The following is a 16,743-nucleotide window of genomic DNA, read 5'->3' as shown; positions in this document are numbered from 1 at the left end:
TTCGCATTATCAGGGTGTTCCAAGAGCAGCAATAAGGCACATCGTCCAAAGAAATGGCTAGAATTGCGTATATCCTTTTGTGCCACAAGGACCCCGAGGCGATCATTGCCCAGTCAGAGCAACTGACGGCGGCGGGCGACTATATCGCGATTCATTTCGATGCCAGGGCGGGAAGCGCGGAATTCGAACGTATTCGGTCTGCCCTGTCACCCAATCCGAACGTGACGTTTGCCCGTAAACGCATCAAATGCGGTTGGGGCGAATGGTCCTTGGTGCAAGCTTCGCTTTACGCTGTCGAGGCCGCCGTCGAGGCATTTCCGCATGCCAGCCATTTCTATATGCTGTCTGGGGACTGCATGGCGATAAAGACGGCTGAATACGCGCATGGTTTTCTGGATGCTAACGACAAGGATTTCATTGAAAGCTTTGATTTTTTTGAAAGCGACTGGATCAAAACCGGAATGAAGGAAGAACGGCTGATATATCGCCATTTCTTCAACGAACGGTCGCAGGCGTGGTGGTTTTACAGGTCGTATGAACTGCAGAAATCACTTGGGCTGTCGCGGGACATACCCTCGGATATTCAGATCATGATCGGCAGCCAGTGGTGGTGCCTGCGCCGTCAGACCATCGAGAAAATCTTGGAAGTCACCCGCGTAAGGCGCGACGTGATGCGGTTCTTCAGAACCACATGGATACCCGACGAGACTTTCTTCCAGACGCTCGTGCGCCATCTCATTCCCCGAACCGAAATCGAAAGCAGAACGCTCACATTTCTGATGTTTTCGGATTATGGCATGCCGGTTACATTCTACAATGATCACTACGATCTGTTGCTGTGCCAGGACTTCCTATTCGCCCGCAAGATCAGCGCCGAAGCTTTGGAGCTCAAGAAAAGGTTGGGGCAGCTTTATGCGGCGACGGGTGTGACGTTTCAGATATCGAACGAAGGGGGCAATCTATACAGCTACCTGACCAGCCGGGGACGGATTGGGCGGCGGTTCGGTCAGCGATTCTGGGAGACGGAAAGCACTCTGGGGCGGGATCGGGAACTGATAATCCTGATCTGCAAGAAGTGGCATGTCGCCAAACGCCTGCTAGACCAGATATCTAGTCACACCAACTTTCCGGTGGTCGAGTATCTGTTCAACGAGGAAGACACTCTCCTGCCGGATCTTGGTGGTATTGAATCGGCTTTGTACAAGCGCAGCCGCCATTGTCGCGCGTTGCTGCGGATGTTGTTCGATTACTTCGAATCCAACTGTCTCGTGATCTGCCTGGACCCTGCGAATCTGGATCTTATCGAGGATTTTTGCTCTGACCGCTCGGTGACCCGCCTCCTGGAAATCGAGTGTGAATACACCGACGAATATCTCGTGGGCCATGCCCATCGCGTCGGATTGGCCGGAGAGCATACACCGCCAGCACATCTGGACCGACTTTTGCCCACGATCCGAAACGACATCGCTCATGAGGCCGATTGTATTCGCGATGCCGGGTTTCAAAACTACAGCAGGATTAGTGAAACACACCCGAAAGAAGAGAACGCAAAAAAACTGGCCGAGGTTCTGCGGATTCCGCAAGAACTGGCGCTAGAAATATTGTCGGTAGATTATCTGTTTTCCGATTGAGGGCGGTTCTGCCGGCTTACTTGGACTTCCAGCTGTCCAACCAACGGCGCAACCGACCGCGCCGTTCATCAATAGCGTCGCCAGCCGCGTAAAGACTGTCCTCGACGCTGTCGATCATCGGATCGATCCGTGCTTTGCGGAACCGGCGCCAGCGCACCCAGATGGCCCAAACAAGTGCGAAAAACAGAGTTAGGAAGAAGATGTTGAACCACGGGATGATGCGGGCATCTGGTCCGTCGACCGGCTTGATGATGATCGCATTCGGGAAGATCGACAGGAATTCGTTTCGCCAACCATAATGCGTGACGGCCACCCATTCGGGATTGTCCTTGGTCGAAATGGCGTCATTCGCCTCAGTATACAGATTGGCGGTGTCAAATTTGAAATACGGCGGCCAGCCCCAGCCGGTATCTTCGTTGCGATAGACGATGGGCTTGCCGTTGGCCCGTACTGCCTGAATGAACTGCACGTCGCGGTTTGACAGGCTGGTCGATTGATCCTCGGGTTCTGACCAGAAGATGCGGGTCCAGTCGGTCAGGTCCTGCCGTTCCTCATAGGTGTTGACGATGCGCACCACGTCATGTTGGGGCAGGGAGTATTGCAGGAAAGCACCCAGTGTAACCCAGAAGATCAGGATGATTGCCCATTTGACATAGACCATTTGAGGGTCCTCACATGTAATTCACGATATAGATCAATACCGCGATTGCCACCCACGGTATGATATAGACACCAAGGATCAGTTTGCGACGGAACGAATTGTCATAGACCTTGAGCCCGCGTTCCACAAACGCTTCTTTGTTGCCCGTCTTGCGCTGTTCATCCCACCACGTTTCCAGCTTGTCGCGCCGGACATTGCGGGAATAGATCGACAGGACGACATAGGCAATCGTCTGCAGCACAAGCAAAATGAATATCAGCCGCAGCGCACCCAGCATCTCAACCTCTCCTGATCGCGCCCCAGGGGCCGGCGCGGTGAATGATGTCTTCGCTCACCTGGTCCTCGCCGCTCATATCGGGTTCGTGCCCGAAGAGTGCGGCGCGCGCGCCCGCCTTGTCCACCTGATATTCCCGCGCAAGGAAATCTGCCACATAGGCGCGCTTGGCATCCGGCCAGGTCGCATAGGTTCGATAAAACAGTTCCTTGTGGCAGATGAACATCTGGCGCGGGTCAAGCGGCGCCAGCTCGGTCAGCAGCATGTTGACCAGATCACGGTCGCGCGTGTCCGCCGCGCGCAGCGTGTAGAAATAGGCCGGGTGGTCCGAGGTAATGCGCGGCCACGACCCTCCATCCTCGGCCCAGCGCAGCAATTGCGCCAACCCGTGATAAGCTTCCGGCAACCGGTCCGCATGATTGCGTGCCAGACGGCGCATGTCGGTGCGATCCAGCCCGGTCAGGTCGATGCCCGCGCCAGCAGCGGTGTCGATGGTGATGAAATCCATCTTTTGCCGCAGGATCGCTGCCGCGTCGACGCCACGCGCCTTGACGATAGGTTCGACCAAGTCGTTGAGGTCCAGAAACTTGGCGATCCGGTTCCGCTCGGTCAGATCAAAGACGTAGCGGATCGGCAGGTCATCCGGTTTCGTGCCTGCACATATCGCCGCCGGGTGGTCCAGATCGGGAAACAAATAGAGCCCGCCGAAATGGGCCGTCCAGAAATTGCGCTGCTCAAAGGCCGTGTGGCGCAGATGGACGGGGTTGCGCGTGACGTCGCCGGTTTCTTTGGCGGTTTCGATCATCCTGGCGATCAGTACGTCGTCGAACCAGGCGTCCTCTTCGGTCTTGAACCGCTCTACCATGCCCGCGAGTTGCTGCGCCTTGCGCAGAGTGCCGCCTGCGGTATCAGCCTCAATCTCGATCTTGCGCAGGTTCAGCAGATCATTGGGCGTCGTGAGCTTGAAGACCGAGTTCACCAACTCTCCGGCCACGGCATCGGTGGCGGTCAGGGCAAACAGCTGCGCCTCGTTCATCTCGATGAACTCGCGCAGGATATCGCGCGAGGTCGAGAATTTGACGTTCAGCAGAGGCGCGCGTTTCTGCTCGGTCGTCAGAAGGATGAACTGCCGGTTGACCCCGTTGGGGTTGAGGTAGAGCTCATCCTCCAACTCAATCCCCACCTCCGGCGAATAGCCCGAGATATCCACATGGAAATCAGTCAGAGCGGTGGTCTTGCCCGCCAGATGCTGCAGCGCGCGGTTATACCTCTGAACCAGAGCCGGGCTGGAGATGTGGACAAGGTTGCCGAACATCAGGCCCTTTTCGATGAGGCGGATCATGGCGTTTGCCTTTCCGCACAACGGTAGCGATGCGCCCGGCCCGAGGGTGGGTGCGGAACGCGCCCGCCCTGGGGGGCGGGTCGGGCGCGTCGCGGCTGCGCCGCGATGTCACCCTCAACCAGAATCACGATTCCCTTTGTTTCAAAACTCATGCGCGCAATCCTTTTGCGAACGCAAAAATGATGGTGAAACCAAGGGGTACTGAAATCAACCCAAACTGTAGCTGGAAATAGACCATAACATCTGCGGGATTTGCGTTGCCAACATCCACGGAAATGCGGTCGACAAAAACATCCATCAAAACATAGCTGACAAGAATTGCCAGAACAGCGCAAGCCCCACCATAGGCCAAAAATGGAAGAAGCCATTTCTCTCCATTTTCTTTGGTAGCACGAGCCGTGCGATAGGCCCGAAAACCCATTGGTATGGAAACCACAGCACTCAGCAGAAGCGGAAAACCTATGGCGATCAAAAAGGTCACCCCTTCGCCTCCAGATACCGCCGTTTGGCCTCTTCCATCCGGCCCATCTCACGCACCGCGCTCTCGATGGCGACCTCGTCGCTCTTGTCGGCATAGCGGAACTCGCTGTCGGCGTAGCGGTTGATCTCCTGGATCACCATCTCGACCGTGATCGGCTGGCGCAGGTCCTCGATCATGGCCTTCTTGGTGTCGTAGTCGCGGAACAGGAACAGGTCGGGGTTCTCCATCCATTCGTCGGGCAGTTCGAAATCCATCGCGCGGACCTTGACCGCGTCGGTGATGTTCTTGATCGCGCGACCGGTGAACCGTTCATCCGCCTGCTGGATCGCCTTGAGGTAAGTGCCCAGCTTGGCGATTGTGTCCATCTGACCGATCTCGCCTGAGACCCGGTCATAGACCTGCAACAAAGCATCCTCATGCGGGCGGGAATGGCTTTCGAAACTGGCGGCGACGGCCTTTTTGATTTCCTGCGCGGCATAGGCCTCGTGTTCGCCCAGCGGAATGTCGTGGTTGCGGCCCATCAACAGGTGCAGGATGTCGATGTAATCCTCACGCGTCTGCGGGCCGTCCACCAGAAACCGCGCGCCCGCCCGCTGGCGCAGGGCGTCGTCCACATTCTCGGGGTAGTTCGAGAACATGCCAAAGGTGCAATTGCCGCGCACAACAGTGTTGGCCCCGGCAAAGCTTTCCATCAGCACGGCGGTAATTTCCAGTTGCCCGGCTGATGACTGCCGGTCGCCGCGTTTACCCGCCAGTTGGTCGATATCGTCGATGGTGCCGAAACCGATAACCGAGGGGTCGATGATCGTGTTGATAAACGCCTTGGCGTTCTGGCCGGACTTGCCCTGATAGCTGTCGATATTGTCGGTGCTCAGGTTCTGATAGCGGAACGGATAGCCCGCGTTCTGGCAATACTCGTTGATCAGCCCGGCCATCATCTGGATCAGGGTGGTCTTGCCGGTGCCCGGTTTGCCGTCACCCATGAAGGTAAAGATGAACCCGCCAAGTTCCGCAAACGGGTTCAGGCGGCGGTCGAAGTCGTAGGCCATCAGCATCTTCGCCAGCTTCATCGCCTGATACTTGGCGATATGGTTGCCGACCACCTCGTTCGGCTTCTTGAACGTCATGGTCAAGGTGGTGGATTTTGCCTTGGAGGCCGGCTCGAACCCCCGGATCGTCAGGTCGTCGGCCTCGATATGCCAGGCTGCGCTCTGGAACGGGGCCAGATGACCTGCGGACCCTGCGCGCAGGGCGGATTTCTCCATCAGTTGCTCGGCATAGGCACCGGTGGCCGCGATCAGATGGGCGTCGTCGGGGGCGTGTTTGGCCAGCGTCTGGTCCAGCTCCCACAGCGCGCCGTGCAGGGCAAGTTGGCCATTGTCGGTCAGGACCTCTTCGATCTCGCCGATATCGACGGTGGTTTCGCCTAGGTGCGAGGACATCAGATAGGCCAGCGCATTGCCGAAGGTGTGCGACGTGATCAGCGCCTCAGCCGTCAGCAATTCCGAGAACTCGGTCTTGCGCGCAGCTGGCAGATCCCCGGCCAGATTGGCGCGTTTCAGGTCGGCCAATGGGGTCTGTTCCGCATAGGTGTCGGCCACGGCCAGAGCGATTGCGATGGCGCGGCGGATCGCTTGTTGTGCAGTTGCCTGCGGCGGCGAAACCAAGGCGTCACCATCGTCCGACGCCTCGATCCGCTCAACCAGATGCACCCCGTCTGCGCGCACGGTCCGGCGTGTCACCAACCCCGGTGTCGTCGAGCGAAACCGTCGACCAGTCGAAACGCCCGGAGAGCGCTCAACGGTGGCTTCTACCGCCTTGGCAATTCGCGGCGCATGCTCGAACCCGTTTAGCAAGGCGGTCGCCGCCGGATAGTGCTTGCGAATGTCGTCTTCGCGCAATTCCATCTGATCTGACGTCAAACTCATTTCAAAAGCCCTTACAATCCAGCAACTAATTCATAGGTTTTAATCTCGGTAATAGTTTGGTTTTCGTCTAGCCGGGCACAAACCCAGCGCCGGCCTCCCGCCCAAAATCCGTAACTCATGTTTCTATTAAAACAGACAGGCAGCGGATCCGGATCATTTGCCGTGGGAATGAAAGCAGGTCCGCTTTTTCTGAAACCGTGTCTACGTAGGTCCCGCGCTAGCATGTCTTCCGAACTGCCAACGGGATAATCTTCGGCGATCCGTGAGCGGAAGGTCTCAAAATCCTCTACCAGATACCCGCTGCATCCTGACAGCGGTAGACATAGAAGGGCTAAGAGAAATTTATTCATTTAGTACCTCAACACCTGCCCGGTCTTGCTGACGACGAACTTACGCACATCGGCAAATCCCGGCGGGTTGCGTTCGGCCAGCACCTGAAACGGGCGCTGGGGTAGAATGATCGAGCGTTGGGTGCGTGTGGCCCCGGTCTCAGCCCCTTGCCCACCAAACGGATCCAGCGCAAAAACCTCGCGCTCGACGGTGGAAAACCATCCGGCGCGTTCTTCGATCACCTCTTCGCTTTCCAACTCTTCCTTGGTCCAGGCCAGCGCCCAATCCTGCCCTTGCGGAGACTGCGCGTCCTCCAGCACCTGCCGCAAAGGGCCGGATTGTTCGGTATAGGCCGAGGAATACATCGGGCCCACATGGATGCGGCGCAGGTGTTTGGGGTGCAGATCGTCGAAATCCTGATCGAAGCCCTTGGCGATCGTCACGAGTTTCAACCCGCCCAAGGATTGCGCCATCAGATGTGCCTGCACCTCGGGCCAGCGGCGCTGGTCCTTGGGCAGGGCGGTTTTGCCGCTGTCCTCCAACTGCATCAGGTAGATGACCGGCAGATTGATCTGGCTGTCATAGACCGCCCAATGGATCATGAACTTGCGCCGCTCGCCTTCGTTGCCGATCCAGTGGCATTCGGGATCGTTGCGGGCCCAGAACAGCTGACCCTTTAGCAACTCTTCGTAATAGAGCCTTTGCGACAGCGCGAATTGTAGCTTGGTCGGAATTTCCCGGTCGCCAATGATCGTGCGGACCATGTCGGTTTTCAGGTCATCTTCCGAGGGCATATTCGCCAGATGCACCTGTGCCTGTTGCGCGTCATTGGCCATGGTCAGCAACTCGGCCGCCACCGGAAATCCGCTGTCGCGCTTGTCCATGGCAAGGCTGCCAAAGAACCGCCCGGTATCGCGCCCGACCAGCAGGTATTTCATGGAAAGCGCGCGGAAGGTGTAGAGCAACCCCGAGAGGTAGCGCGACACGATCCGCACCTCTTGTTTGCTGATCGCGCCTTCGGCCTCCATCGTCGCGGCCACGCGCAGGAGGTGGACGGTGATCACCTCAAATTTCCGGAAATACCGGCGCGAGGCGAAAGTGTCGGTCAGGCCGACATGGTCTTGGGTGGGGCTTCTATCGGTCATCTTGGAGCGTCCAAGTCCTTCCCGTTTTTGTCGATGTGAAACCACCAACGATATAGCGGCGAGCCAATACTATACAGCACAACCTCGGGATTAATCCCAACTAAGCGCTGAAAACGAAGCCCCCTCTCGCTACCCCAACTCAGCCAGCACAAAAACCGAATGAGCCAAGCGCCAAAAGCCATCGAAAGCAGTATCTGGATAGTCTCGGGATAGATCGGCTTATGCTCTATTACACCCAACTTTTCTAAAAACTCTGGAACCATAAGTGGACCAGGGCTCAAGACCATCAATACTAACTGCTGGTAAGCAAAACGCACTTAACCACCATACAAATTCTTATCATGCTTCTCGACAATCGAGGCAAATCGGCGCGCGAACCGCTCATCCGCCTTGGCCTTTTTCTCCAGCACGTCGCGGGCAAAGACCATGTGGTCCTCATGCGCCTCAAGCATGTCGGCCATCTTCTGGTTGGTTGCGGTGCCGATGGCGGCCATGGCGGTTTGCGCCTCCTGATCGGTTTGCACACCAATCTCGTTGATGCGGTGGGCCACGTCCTGCTGCTGCGCGGTTTTCAGCGATTTGGTCAGGGCGTCATACAGCACCACGCGCTGCTGCGTGTCTGTCTGTAGTTTGTTGATCAGCACCATCTGCGTCGCCGCCTGGTTCTGCAGCGAGTCGACCCAGGTTTTGCCCTTTTCGATATAACGCTCCAGTGTCTGCGATTTAGCCAGCTTGACCTGTTCTTCCTGAACCTTGGCGTTGTATTGCTTGTTCAACTCGGCCAGTTCGGTCTCCAGCTGGGTCCGCGCGGCGGCGTCCTGTTCGACGCTGATCTTGTTTTCCAGCGTGATGATGGTCGGGTCCATGCCTTGTATTTCTGCGCGCAGCGCCTCTAACTCCTGAACCGTGAACTCGCGGTCATCAAGCGTCGCCGTCAGGTTGTCCTCGACCTTCACACGCTGCTCTTCCAGTACCGACAACTGCCCTTCCAGCAGCTTTACAATCACGTCGGATTTGGCGATCAGGTCTTGCAGTTTGTCGTCGATATTGGCGGTACGCATCCTTTCTTGCCGCATCGACTCGGACTTGGCCTTGGCGAAGATGCCCACGAAGCTCTCCCACCCGGTTTTCGAGCGCATCTCGTCGAAATCCTTGGAAAACGCGTTGGTGACGTCGTCCAGCCCCATGATCAGCTCGGCAATATTGGCGTTCATGACCTCGGTATGGGCGTGCACATCCTCAAGCGTGGCGTTTTCGATGTCGATATCGGCCTCGGCGGTGCCGATCTTGGCCCGTGCCGCTTCGATGCGCGAGGTCAGCCCCTCGATCTGCGATTGGCTTTCGCGGACCTTCTTCTGTGTATCTTCAATCAACGCTTCAAATTGCTGGTTCGACATTTTGCCCTCTCGTTTTTTCTTATTCAAGCTAGAGATAGGGTATGTTAAGTTAATTTACATCCCTGCCTTTTCAATTTTCACGCGAACTCTGACAAACCTTCTCCGAAAAGAAAAGAGATATGGCGGAACAGGGCGCCCCTGCGACGTCGCGCCCCGTTATCAAACAAAAGGGCCGCCCGATCTTGGGCAGCCCCTTCATCTTTTTCCAATACTCCCGCCGGAGGCTTGGCCCATCAGGGCCAAACCCGCTTAGCCAACGACGTTGAACTCCGGGCCATAGGGATAGCCGGTGATGTTTTCGTTGCCGTCTTCGTTGATGACCAGAATGTCGTGCTCGCGATAGCCCCCAGCGCCGGGTTGACCATCCGCAATCGTCAACATTGGTTCCATCGAAATAACCATGCCCGGTTCCAGAACCGTGTCGATGTCTTCGCGCAGTTCCAGCCCAGCCTCGCGGCCGTAATAGTGCGACAGCACGCCGAACGAGTGGCCATAGCCAAAAGTGCGATACTGCAGCAGGTCGCGTTCGGCGAAAAAGTCGTTGATCTTGTGGGTGATCTCGGCGCAGCTTGCACCGGGCTGCAACAGGCTCATGCCGTATTCATGAGCGGCGACGTTTGCTTGCCAGATTTTCAGGCTGGCTTCGTCGACTTCCTCAACGAACATCGTCCGTTCAAGAGCAGTGTAGTAACCCGAGATCATGGGAAAGGTGTTCAAAGAGAGGATATCACCGCGCTGCAGAACGCGGCCTGTCACTGGGTTGTGTGCGCCGTCGGTATTGATGCCGGACTGGAACCAGACCCAAGTGTCGCGGTACTCGGCATCCGGAAACCGTTTTGCGATTTCCAATTCCATTGCATCACGGCCCGCCATCGCAACGTCAATCTCTCGCACACCAGCCTTGACAGCATCGCGGATGGCATAACCACCCACGTCCGCGACCTGTGCACCGTGGCGGATCAGCGCGATTTCTGCGGGCGATTTCATCATCCGTTGGCGCATGGTGGTTTCGAACATATCGACCATGGCCGAGGGCTTGAGAAAGTTTTCCAGCTTGTCGCGCTGCATCAGGCTCAGGTGGTCACTTTCATAACCGACCACCTGGCCTTCGCCGGCAACCGATAGAATGGCACGCCAATAATTGTCGCGCTGCCAGTCGGTATAGGTGATGTTGTCGCCATAGCATCGCCGCCATGGCTGGCCAGCATCGATGCCTGCGCTTATTGTGACCGACTCTGTTTCGGTGACGACCAAGCCATAGGGGCGGCCAAAAGCGCAATACAGAAAGCCCGAATAATAAGCGATGTTGTGCATCGACGTGAAAACGGCGGCACCAACACCTAGATCGGCCATGCGCGCGCGCAAGCCTTTCAGTCTGGCCTCGTATTCGGTGTCCTCGAACTGCAATTGGGTTTGTTGGCCGTTGTGATAACGGTAGAATTCCGGACGTGCGGTCATAAGACCCTCCTTGACAGAAGGTCCCGGCGTTCAGGACGGGGAAGTGGGCGCATGCATTGCGGCATGAGGCGACGCCATCGCCAGGGCCCGCGCGCAATCTGTACTATCGCAGAGAGTCGATCAAGCGGGAGTTTTCGTTATGTTTTGGTCAGATGAAAAATTTGATCAAATCTGGATTGATTCATAGGGCCGAGTGGACATAGACAAGTGCCAGACCACTTGATTGAGTGGGCGAAACCATTCTCTAGCCGGAGGCTGACCCATGCTGGATACGACGACCGATCTCAAATCGCTCCTGAAGAAACCGGAACTGCTGGCAACCAAAGCCTTTATCGGAGGTCAATGGGTTGATGGCGAAAACGGGACGTTTGCCGTGACCAATCCTGCACGCGGCGATGTTGTGGCCGAGGTGGCGGATGTCAGCCGGGCACAGGTTGCGGGAGCGATTGCGCAAGCAGAGGCGGCACAGAAAGAGTGGGCGAAATACACTGGCAAGGAACGCGCTGCGATCCTGCGTCGCTGGTATGATCTGATGATGGAAAATGCCGAGGACCTGGGTAAAATCCTGACCGCCGAGCAGGGAAAGCCGCTGGCCGAAGCGATTGGCGAGATCGGATATGGTGCGTCCTTCATCGAATTCTTTGGCGAAGAGGCCAAACGCATCTATGGTGAGACCATACCGGGGCATCAGCGGGACAAGCGGATCATGGTGCTGAAACAGCCGATTGGTGTTGCAGCGTCGATCACTCCGTGGAACTTCCCCAACGCGATGATTACCCGCAAAGCGGGTCCGGCGCTGGCCGCTGGCTGCGCGTTCGTCGCGCGCCCTGCCGCAGAAACGCCGTTGTCTGCGTTGGTTCTTGCTGTGCTGGCAGAGCAGGCTGGTATTCCAGCAGGCGTGTTTAGCGTGGTTCCGTCCTCACGCGCCAGCGAGATCGGCAAGGAATTCTGCGAAAACCCGGGCATTCGCAAGCTGACCTTTACCGGTTCGACCGAAGTTGGCCGTATACTGCTGCGTCAGGCAGCCGATCAGGTGATGAAATGCTCTATGGAGTTGGGTGGGAACGCGCCATTCATCGTGTTTGACGACGCCGATCTGGATGCAGCCGTCGAAGGCGCAATGATGTGCAAGTTCCGCAATAACGGCCAGACTTGTGTTTGTGCCAACAGGATCTATGTCCAAGCCGGTGTATATGACGCATTCGCAGCCAGGCTGAAGGCGGCAGTTGAGGCCCTCAAGGTTGGCGATGGTTTGGCCGAAGGCACAACGACCGGGCCATTGATCAATGCTGATGCCGTTGAAAAGGTGCGCGAGCATATCAAGGATGTTACCTCGCATGGCGGCGCGGTTCTGACTGGTGGGCTGCCCCACGATTTGGGGGGTACATTCTTTCAGCCAACGATTGTGACAGGTGTGACACAGAACATGAAAGTCGCACAGGAAGAAACTTTCGGCCCACTTGCCCCCCTCTTCAAGTTTGATGACGTGGATGATGTGATAGCGATGGCCAATGACACGATTTTCGGGCTGGCCGCCTATTTCTATGCCAAGGATCTTAGCCGGGTTTACAAGGTTGCAGAGGCGCTGGAATACGGAATCGTGGGCGTCAATACCGGCATCATCTCAACAGAGGTCGCGCCATTCGGCGGCGTCAAACAGTCTGGTCTCGGTCGCGAAGGCAGCCACCATGGGATCGAGGACTATCTTGAAATGAAGTATATTTGCATGTCGGTGTAAGAGCATTGAAATCGAGTTCAAAGCTCGCCGTTAGGCGGGCTTTTCTGCTTGGGTAATTTTCAATCCATTGTTGATTTTTCAAATGGCGTACCTTCGCAACTTTTGCGATCAAACCGCTTGCATGGGTGTTGCAAGGCCCCTAAATCACAGCGTTATGGCCAAACCGAAATCAGACCCGAATTACAAGGTGATCGCCGAGAACCGGCGCGCGCGCTTCGATTATGCTATCGAGGACGATATCGAGTGCGGCGTTGTTCTTGATGGGTCCGAGGTCAAGGCCCTGCGCGCGGGTGGATCGAACATCGCCGACAGCTACGCAGCGGTGGAAAACGGTGAATTATGGTTGGTCAACTCCTATATCCCGCCCTATGAACAGGCCAAAGTGTTCAAGCACGAAGAACGCCGTCGACGCAAGTTGTTGGTATCACGAAAACAGATGTCGGATCTGTGGAACGCTACCCAACGCAAGGGAATGACCTTGGTTCCGCTGGTGCTCTATTTCAACCACAAGGGACTGGCGAAGATTAAGATCGGAATAGCCAAGGGCAAAAAGTTGCACGACAAGCGTGAAACCGAGGCGAAACGCGATTGGTCTCGCCAAAAACAGCGGCTGATGAAAGATCACGGATGATTATTGGCACGGTTTTCCGCCGGTCAAGCTTCAATATCGACAATCAAATGTGACTGTCGTGGTGCGCAATGGACAAACGCATACGTAGGCGAACTCTTGCAAAACTCTCCGACTATGCGGCATAGTTGTGTCAATTTAGTGGCATTATAGAGCCAATACAGGCGCCTCCAGGCCCGGCAAGGGTCTGCCTCACCCAAGCCCTGGGTGGGTGTTGTGTACCTCATGGAGGGGGTGTGGGTTGACCTGTTTGCGTCTTGCTGGAGCTTTTGTCCTCTTTCTGCTTGTCTTATTCCCGGCCAGTCGGGTGTTTGCTGCAATCGGCAAAGTGATAGACGTCCGCCAGGGGGCCAGTGTGACATCTGGCGGGGATGATCGTGTGATGCGTGCCGGAATGGTCGTCGAAAACGGCGACGTCATTACAACGGATGGTAACGGGGTCGTTCAGATCCTGTTCAGCGACGAAACCAAGATTGCAATAGGCCCCAATACACGCATGGTATTGGATGTTTCGATGATGCGTGGCGATCAGGCCGCCAGGAATTTTGCGGTCAAGGCGCTGGGGGGTAGTTTCCGTTTCATATCCGGAAACAGCCGGAAGTCGGCCTATTCGATCACGACGCCGACCGCGACCATGGGTGTCCGCGGAACAATTTTTGATGTTTGGGTTCTGGGTGAACAACAAAGCACGATGGTGATCCTCGAAGGCACCGTCCGGATGTGCGGCATACGCAACAGATGCTCGTTCGTGCGAGGGCAATGCTCGATGGTTGCCACAACGCCGGGGGGCGGTGTCGGTCGTCCGATCGATAACCAACAGGCTGTTCGTGCGTTGAACAACGGATTTCCGTTCATCCTGTCCCAAAGCCAACTGGATCCTGCCTTTCGGGCAGATGTCGGCGGTTGTGGAAGCTTTGCTGTTGTGCCAACTGGGGCGGGCATCATCCCAATTCGCGCTGTACCCGTACCTAAAACGCCGGTTACGCCAGATCCACCCGTGGTCGATACAGCAACCCCACCTTCTGATCCTCCGCCATCCCCTCCGGCGACCGAACCGCCTTCGCCACCTCAGCCCGAGCCACCAGGCATTCTGGGCTTCCCGGGGCAGAGCGGTGTAGCCGGTGGCAACAGTCGTGGCCAAGGGAACGCGGTGAGTGACGGTCAGCATGGTACTGGCGCCGGGAATGGGCAGGGTGCCGCCAATCGCGGCGGAAATGGCCCAAATACAGGAGCAACCGGCGATGGTCCCGGTCAAAGTGCGGGGCAAGGTAATTCAGGGTCGGCGCCGGGCGGAGGTAAAGGAAGTGCTTCTTCCGCCGGTTCAGGAAATGGCAAAGGCGTTGGGGTTGGTGGATCGCCGGGACAAAGCGCCGGGCGCGGAAGCTCTGCCGGTCGTGGCGAGGTCGGTGCCGGAAGCAATGGCGGTGGAAACGGGTCATCGGGCGAGAAAGGAGGAAGAGGTTGATGCGCCCGGGATCGAAAGCTGAGTGACATGGCCTGGCTGACCGCAAGCAAGCAGCGCAATTGGACGTTTCGGGGTATTGGGCTGTTGCTGATCCTTTTGGGGTGCCTGCTGCGGATATCGGATCCTTATCCGGTTCAGGCCGCACGGATGATCTATTTCGATTATCTGCAGCGGTTGTCCCCCCGAGACTTCAATCCTGAACTGCCGGTCCGTGTCGTCGATATCGACGAAGCCTCATTGTCTGAAATCGGTCATTGGCCCTGGCCGCGCACGAAGCTGGCCGAGCTTGTCCAAAGGCTTGGAGAATATGGGGCGGCGGCCATTGCGTTTGATATTCTGTTTGCCGAACCGGACAGGTATTCCCCCGCGCGATTATCGGAGGACCCGGCTTTCAAGGAACTGTTGCGGGATGATATTGCGGCAACCCTCTTAGACAACGATATCCGGTTTGCAAATACCATTGCAGAATGGCCGGTAGTTCTTGGTGTAGCGGCCAGACTGCAAAGTGACGGTTTCGAAGTAGCGCCGAAGACCGGCATCGTCGAGATTGGTGAGCGCCCGACGTCAAGGTTGCCTCGTGTATCCAGTTGGACACCTCTGGCAACGCCTTTGGGAGAAACAGCGCTAGGGATTGGCGGTGTAAACGTCTCGCCGCTCGGTGGGCTTGGTGTGGTCCGCACGGTTCCCCTTTTGTGGATGGGGCCCACCGGGGCCTTGCCCAGTCTGAATGTCGAAGTTCTGCGTGTTGCCACCGGCGTAGCTAATATCTTTGTCGAGGGTTCCCAGGATGAACCCGGTGTCATGCTTTCGCTGGACTTCGGTGGCTTTCAGGTGCCGACAACGGAAAACGGTGAGATATGGGTGCGATACAGACGCGATGATCCCGGACTTTACCTTTCAGCAAAGGATGTCCTGAAGACGGGTCTGGATTCCGCTTTTCAGAAAGAAATCCAAGGTCGGATCATATTGGTGGGTACATCAGCTGCGGGCCTGCTGGATATCCGCGAAACCGCTCTGGGAGAGTCGGTTCCAGGCGTATCGATCCATGCCCAGATCATCGAGCAAATCCTTCTCGGAGAGGTTCTGCGCCGCAGCGATGTTACGGCCGCCTTGGAATTGATCGCGTTCATCGCATTGGGATTGATAGTGACCAGCGTCATGTCCGGCTCAGGCGCGGTCCCATCATTCGTCTCGGGTGGGATTGCGGCGGCATCGGTTGTCGGGGTGAGCTGGTTTGCCTTTCACTCCAACTCCATCTTATTTGATGTGACATTTCCACTAATTGGTGGAATGGCGAATTTCGGATTGCTGGCCGGGTATCAGTACATCGTGACCGAGCGCGACAAGCGCGCGATCAGGCAGACGTTTTCCCACTATGTCGCTCCAGAGATTCTGGACGAAATGGAAGCGAGCGGTCAGGCCTTGAAACTTGGCGGTGAAACGCAGGACATAACCGTCATGTTCTCGGACATTCGCGGTTTCACCCCTTTGTCTGAAATACTACCCGCGTCCGAACTCGTGACATTGCTGAACGCGTTGTTTTCCAAACTGGGAGAACAAATTCTTGCGGAAAAGGGAACGATCGACAAGTTCATCGGTGATGCCATCATGGCGTTCTGGAATGCACCGTTGCCGGTTGAGGACCACCCGGCGCGGGCGGTGTGTGCCGCATTGGCGATGCGGCGGGCAATGGCCGAATTCAACGCCTCCCAAAAGATGGACGGGCAGGCCTCTTTGGCGCTGGCAACTGGCTGCGCCACTGGCAGCGCTTGTGTCGGCAATATCGGATCGCGAAAAAGGTTCAACTACACGGCCATTGGCGACGTGGTAAATGTTGCCTCGCGTCTCGAGGTCGCTTGCCGATACGTCAACTATGACATTGTTGTGTCGAAGCCGGTTTACGAAGCGACTAAAGGCAAGCTTGCCATGTTGGAAGCAGGTGCTGTTCACCTCAGGGGAAAATCCGAACCAGAATCGATTTTTGTTGTTGTTGGCGATCAGGAAGTTTTGACGTCGCAGGGCTTTGCAAGGCTGGCAGAAGCCCATTCCAAGATGATGGAAAAACTGCAAGATGCCGAACAAACTCGGGACATGGCCGCGTTGGCGTCTGACTGCGCGCAACTGGCCTCAAAGGTAGAACCCGGACTGGCTGCATTCTATAGGGAAATACCAAGGCGGGTTCAGGATTTTTCTCAGCACATCGCCACGACCGATATCGCCTTCAGGCATTTCGAGCGTTCGCGAATGGCCGGTGAATGACCACAG

14 protein-coding genes are annotated in these 16,743 nt (G+C 56.6%); 5 read left to right on the top strand and 9 right to left on the bottom strand.

Annotated elements, in window-relative coordinates; translation table 11 throughout:
- Window positions 1-53: 53 nt before the first annotated feature.
- Window positions 54-1,631 carry a DUF5928 domain-containing protein gene (locus tag AC2FLX_RS07225; RefSeq protein WP_480748626.1) on the top strand — a complete coding sequence of 526 codons (1,578 nt, stop codon included), beginning with the start codon at window positions 54-56 and terminating at the stop codon, window positions 1,629-1,631.
- Between the two features lie 16 nt (window positions 1,632-1,647).
- Here AC2FLX_RS07225 and AC2FLX_RS07220 read toward each other — a convergent pair whose 3' ends face one another.
- The 9 genes from AC2FLX_RS07220 to AC2FLX_RS07180 all read right to left on the bottom strand — a co-directional run bounded on the left by AC2FLX_RS07220 (window position 1,648) and on the right by AC2FLX_RS07180 (window position 10,647).
- Window positions 1,648-2,292 carry a DUF1523 family protein gene (locus AC2FLX_RS07220; protein ID WP_480748627.1) on the bottom strand — a complete coding sequence of 215 codons (645 nt, stop codon included), beginning with the start codon at window positions 2,290-2,292 and terminating at the stop codon, window positions 1,648-1,650.
- Window positions 2,293-2,302: 10 nt separating this feature from the next.
- Complete coding sequence (locus AC2FLX_RS07215) at window positions 2,303-2,569, bottom strand: hypothetical protein (RefSeq protein WP_480748628.1); 267 nt, start codon at window positions 2,567-2,569, stop codon at window positions 2,303-2,305.
- 1 nt (window position 2,570) lies between these two features.
- Window positions 2,571-3,908 (bottom strand): DUF6638 family protein, encoded by a 1,338-nt coding sequence (locus AC2FLX_RS07210; protein WP_496811454.1) that lies wholly within the window; start codon window positions 3,906-3,908, stop codon window positions 2,571-2,573.
- The gene (locus AC2FLX_RS07205; RefSeq protein ID WP_496811453.1) at window positions 3,905-4,060 is read right to left on the bottom strand and encodes a hypothetical protein; all 156 of its coding nucleotides are present in this window, start codon (window positions 4,058-4,060) and stop codon (window positions 3,905-3,907) included. Before AC2FLX_RS07205 ends, AC2FLX_RS07210 begins: the two co-directional genes overlap by 4 nt.
- Complete coding sequence (locus tag AC2FLX_RS07200) at window positions 4,057-4,389, bottom strand: hypothetical protein (protein ID WP_496811452.1); 333 nt, start codon at window positions 4,387-4,389, stop codon at window positions 4,057-4,059. The genes AC2FLX_RS07205 and AC2FLX_RS07200 overlap by 4 nt, the downstream gene beginning before the upstream one ends.
- On the bottom strand, window positions 4,386-6,317 hold the full coding sequence (locus AC2FLX_RS07195; RefSeq protein WP_496875398.1) for an AAA family ATPase: 1,932 nt from the start codon (window positions 6,315-6,317) through the stop codon (window positions 4,386-4,388). The genes AC2FLX_RS07200 and AC2FLX_RS07195 overlap by 4 nt, the downstream gene beginning before the upstream one ends.
- A 350-nt stretch (window positions 6,318-6,667) precedes the next feature.
- Window positions 6,668-7,792 carry a hypothetical protein gene (locus AC2FLX_RS07190; protein WP_496809673.1) on the bottom strand — a complete coding sequence of 375 codons (1,125 nt, stop codon included), beginning with the start codon at window positions 7,790-7,792 and terminating at the stop codon, window positions 6,668-6,670.
- 317 nt (window positions 7,793-8,109) lie between these two features.
- Window positions 8,110-9,189, bottom strand: a complete 1,080-nt coding sequence (locus AC2FLX_RS07185) for a hypothetical protein (protein ID WP_496747377.1) — start codon at window positions 9,187-9,189, stop codon at window positions 8,110-8,112.
- 249 nt (window positions 9,190-9,438) lie between these two features.
- Window positions 9,439-10,647, bottom strand: a complete 1,209-nt coding sequence (locus AC2FLX_RS07180; RefSeq protein WP_480748634.1) for a M24 family metallopeptidase — start codon at window positions 10,645-10,647, stop codon at window positions 9,439-9,441.
- Window positions 10,648-10,909: 262 nt separating this feature from the next.
- On the opposite strand from AC2FLX_RS07180, the gene AC2FLX_RS07175 reads away from it, so the two are divergent.
- The 4 genes from AC2FLX_RS07175 (at window position 10,910) to AC2FLX_RS07160 (ending at window position 16,737) form a co-directional block, all read left to right on the top strand.
- Complete coding sequence (locus AC2FLX_RS07175; protein WP_480748636.1) at window positions 10,910-12,385, top strand: NAD-dependent succinate-semialdehyde dehydrogenase; 1,476 nt, start codon at window positions 10,910-10,912, stop codon at window positions 12,383-12,385.
- Between the two features lie 154 nt (window positions 12,386-12,539).
- Window positions 12,540-13,016 carry an SsrA-binding protein SmpB gene (smpB, locus tag AC2FLX_RS07170; RefSeq protein ID WP_496747383.1) on the top strand — a complete coding sequence of 159 codons (477 nt, stop codon included), beginning with the start codon at window positions 12,540-12,542 and terminating at the stop codon, window positions 13,014-13,016.
- 379 nt (window positions 13,017-13,395) lie between these two features.
- The gene (locus AC2FLX_RS07165; RefSeq protein WP_496875397.1) at window positions 13,396-14,478 is read left to right on the top strand and encodes a FecR family protein; all 1,083 of its coding nucleotides are present in this window, start codon (window positions 13,396-13,398) and stop codon (window positions 14,476-14,478) included.
- 27 nt (window positions 14,479-14,505) lie between these two features.
- Window positions 14,506-16,737, top strand: a complete 2,232-nt coding sequence (locus tag AC2FLX_RS07160) for a CHASE2 domain-containing protein (RefSeq protein ID WP_496809675.1) — start codon at window positions 14,506-14,508, stop codon at window positions 16,735-16,737.
- The last annotated feature ends 6 nt before the right edge of the window (window positions 16,738-16,743 follow it).

Source organism: Ruegeria sp. YKSF57 (genome assembly GCF_059612585.1).
The sequence above is the reverse complement of the archived record's forward strand: the minus strand, read 5'-3'. Positions and strand labels throughout refer to the sequence as shown.

Excerpts from the sequence above, each read along its gene's own strand:
- AC2FLX_RS07225 (WP_480748626.1), top strand. The coding sequence starts at position 54 with ATGGCTAGAATTGCGTATATCCTTTTGTGCCACAAGGACCCCGAGGCG.
- AC2FLX_RS07220 (WP_480748627.1), bottom strand. The coding sequence starts at position 2,292 with ATGGTCTATGTCAAATGGGCAATCATCCTGATCTTCTGGGTTACACTG.
- AC2FLX_RS07215 (WP_480748628.1), bottom strand. The coding sequence starts at position 2,569 with ATGCTGGGTGCGCTGCGGCTGATATTCATTTTGCTTGTGCTGCAGACG.
- AC2FLX_RS07210 (WP_496811454.1), bottom strand. The coding sequence starts at position 3,908 with ATGATCCGCCTCATCGAAAAGGGCCTGATGTTCGGCAACCTTGTCCAC.
- AC2FLX_RS07205 (WP_496811453.1), bottom strand. The coding sequence starts at position 4,060 with ATGAGTTTTGAAACAAAGGGAATCGTGATTCTGGTTGAGGGTGACATC.
- AC2FLX_RS07195 (WP_496875398.1), bottom strand. The coding sequence starts at position 6,317 with ATGAGTTTGACGTCAGATCAGATGGAATTGCGCGAAGACGACATTCGC.
- AC2FLX_RS07190 (WP_496809673.1), bottom strand. The coding sequence starts at position 7,792 with ATGACCGATAGAAGCCCCACCCAAGACCATGTCGGCCTGACCGACACT.
- AC2FLX_RS07185 (WP_496747377.1), bottom strand. The coding sequence starts at position 9,189 with ATGTCGAACCAGCAATTTGAAGCGTTGATTGAAGATACACAGAAGAAG.
- AC2FLX_RS07180 (WP_480748634.1), bottom strand. The coding sequence starts at position 10,647 with ATGACCGCACGTCCGGAATTCTACCGTTATCACAACGGCCAACAAACC.
- AC2FLX_RS07175 (WP_480748636.1), top strand. The coding sequence starts at position 10,910 with ATGCTGGATACGACGACCGATCTCAAATCGCTCCTGAAGAAACCGGAA.
- smpB (WP_496747383.1), top strand. The coding sequence starts at position 12,540 with ATGGCCAAACCGAAATCAGACCCGAATTACAAGGTGATCGCCGAGAAC.
- AC2FLX_RS07165 (WP_496875397.1), top strand. The coding sequence starts at position 13,396 with ATGCGTGCCGGAATGGTCGTCGAAAACGGCGACGTCATTACAACGGAT.
- AC2FLX_RS07160 (WP_496809675.1), top strand. The coding sequence starts at position 14,506 with ATGGCCTGGCTGACCGCAAGCAAGCAGCGCAATTGGACGTTTCGGGGT.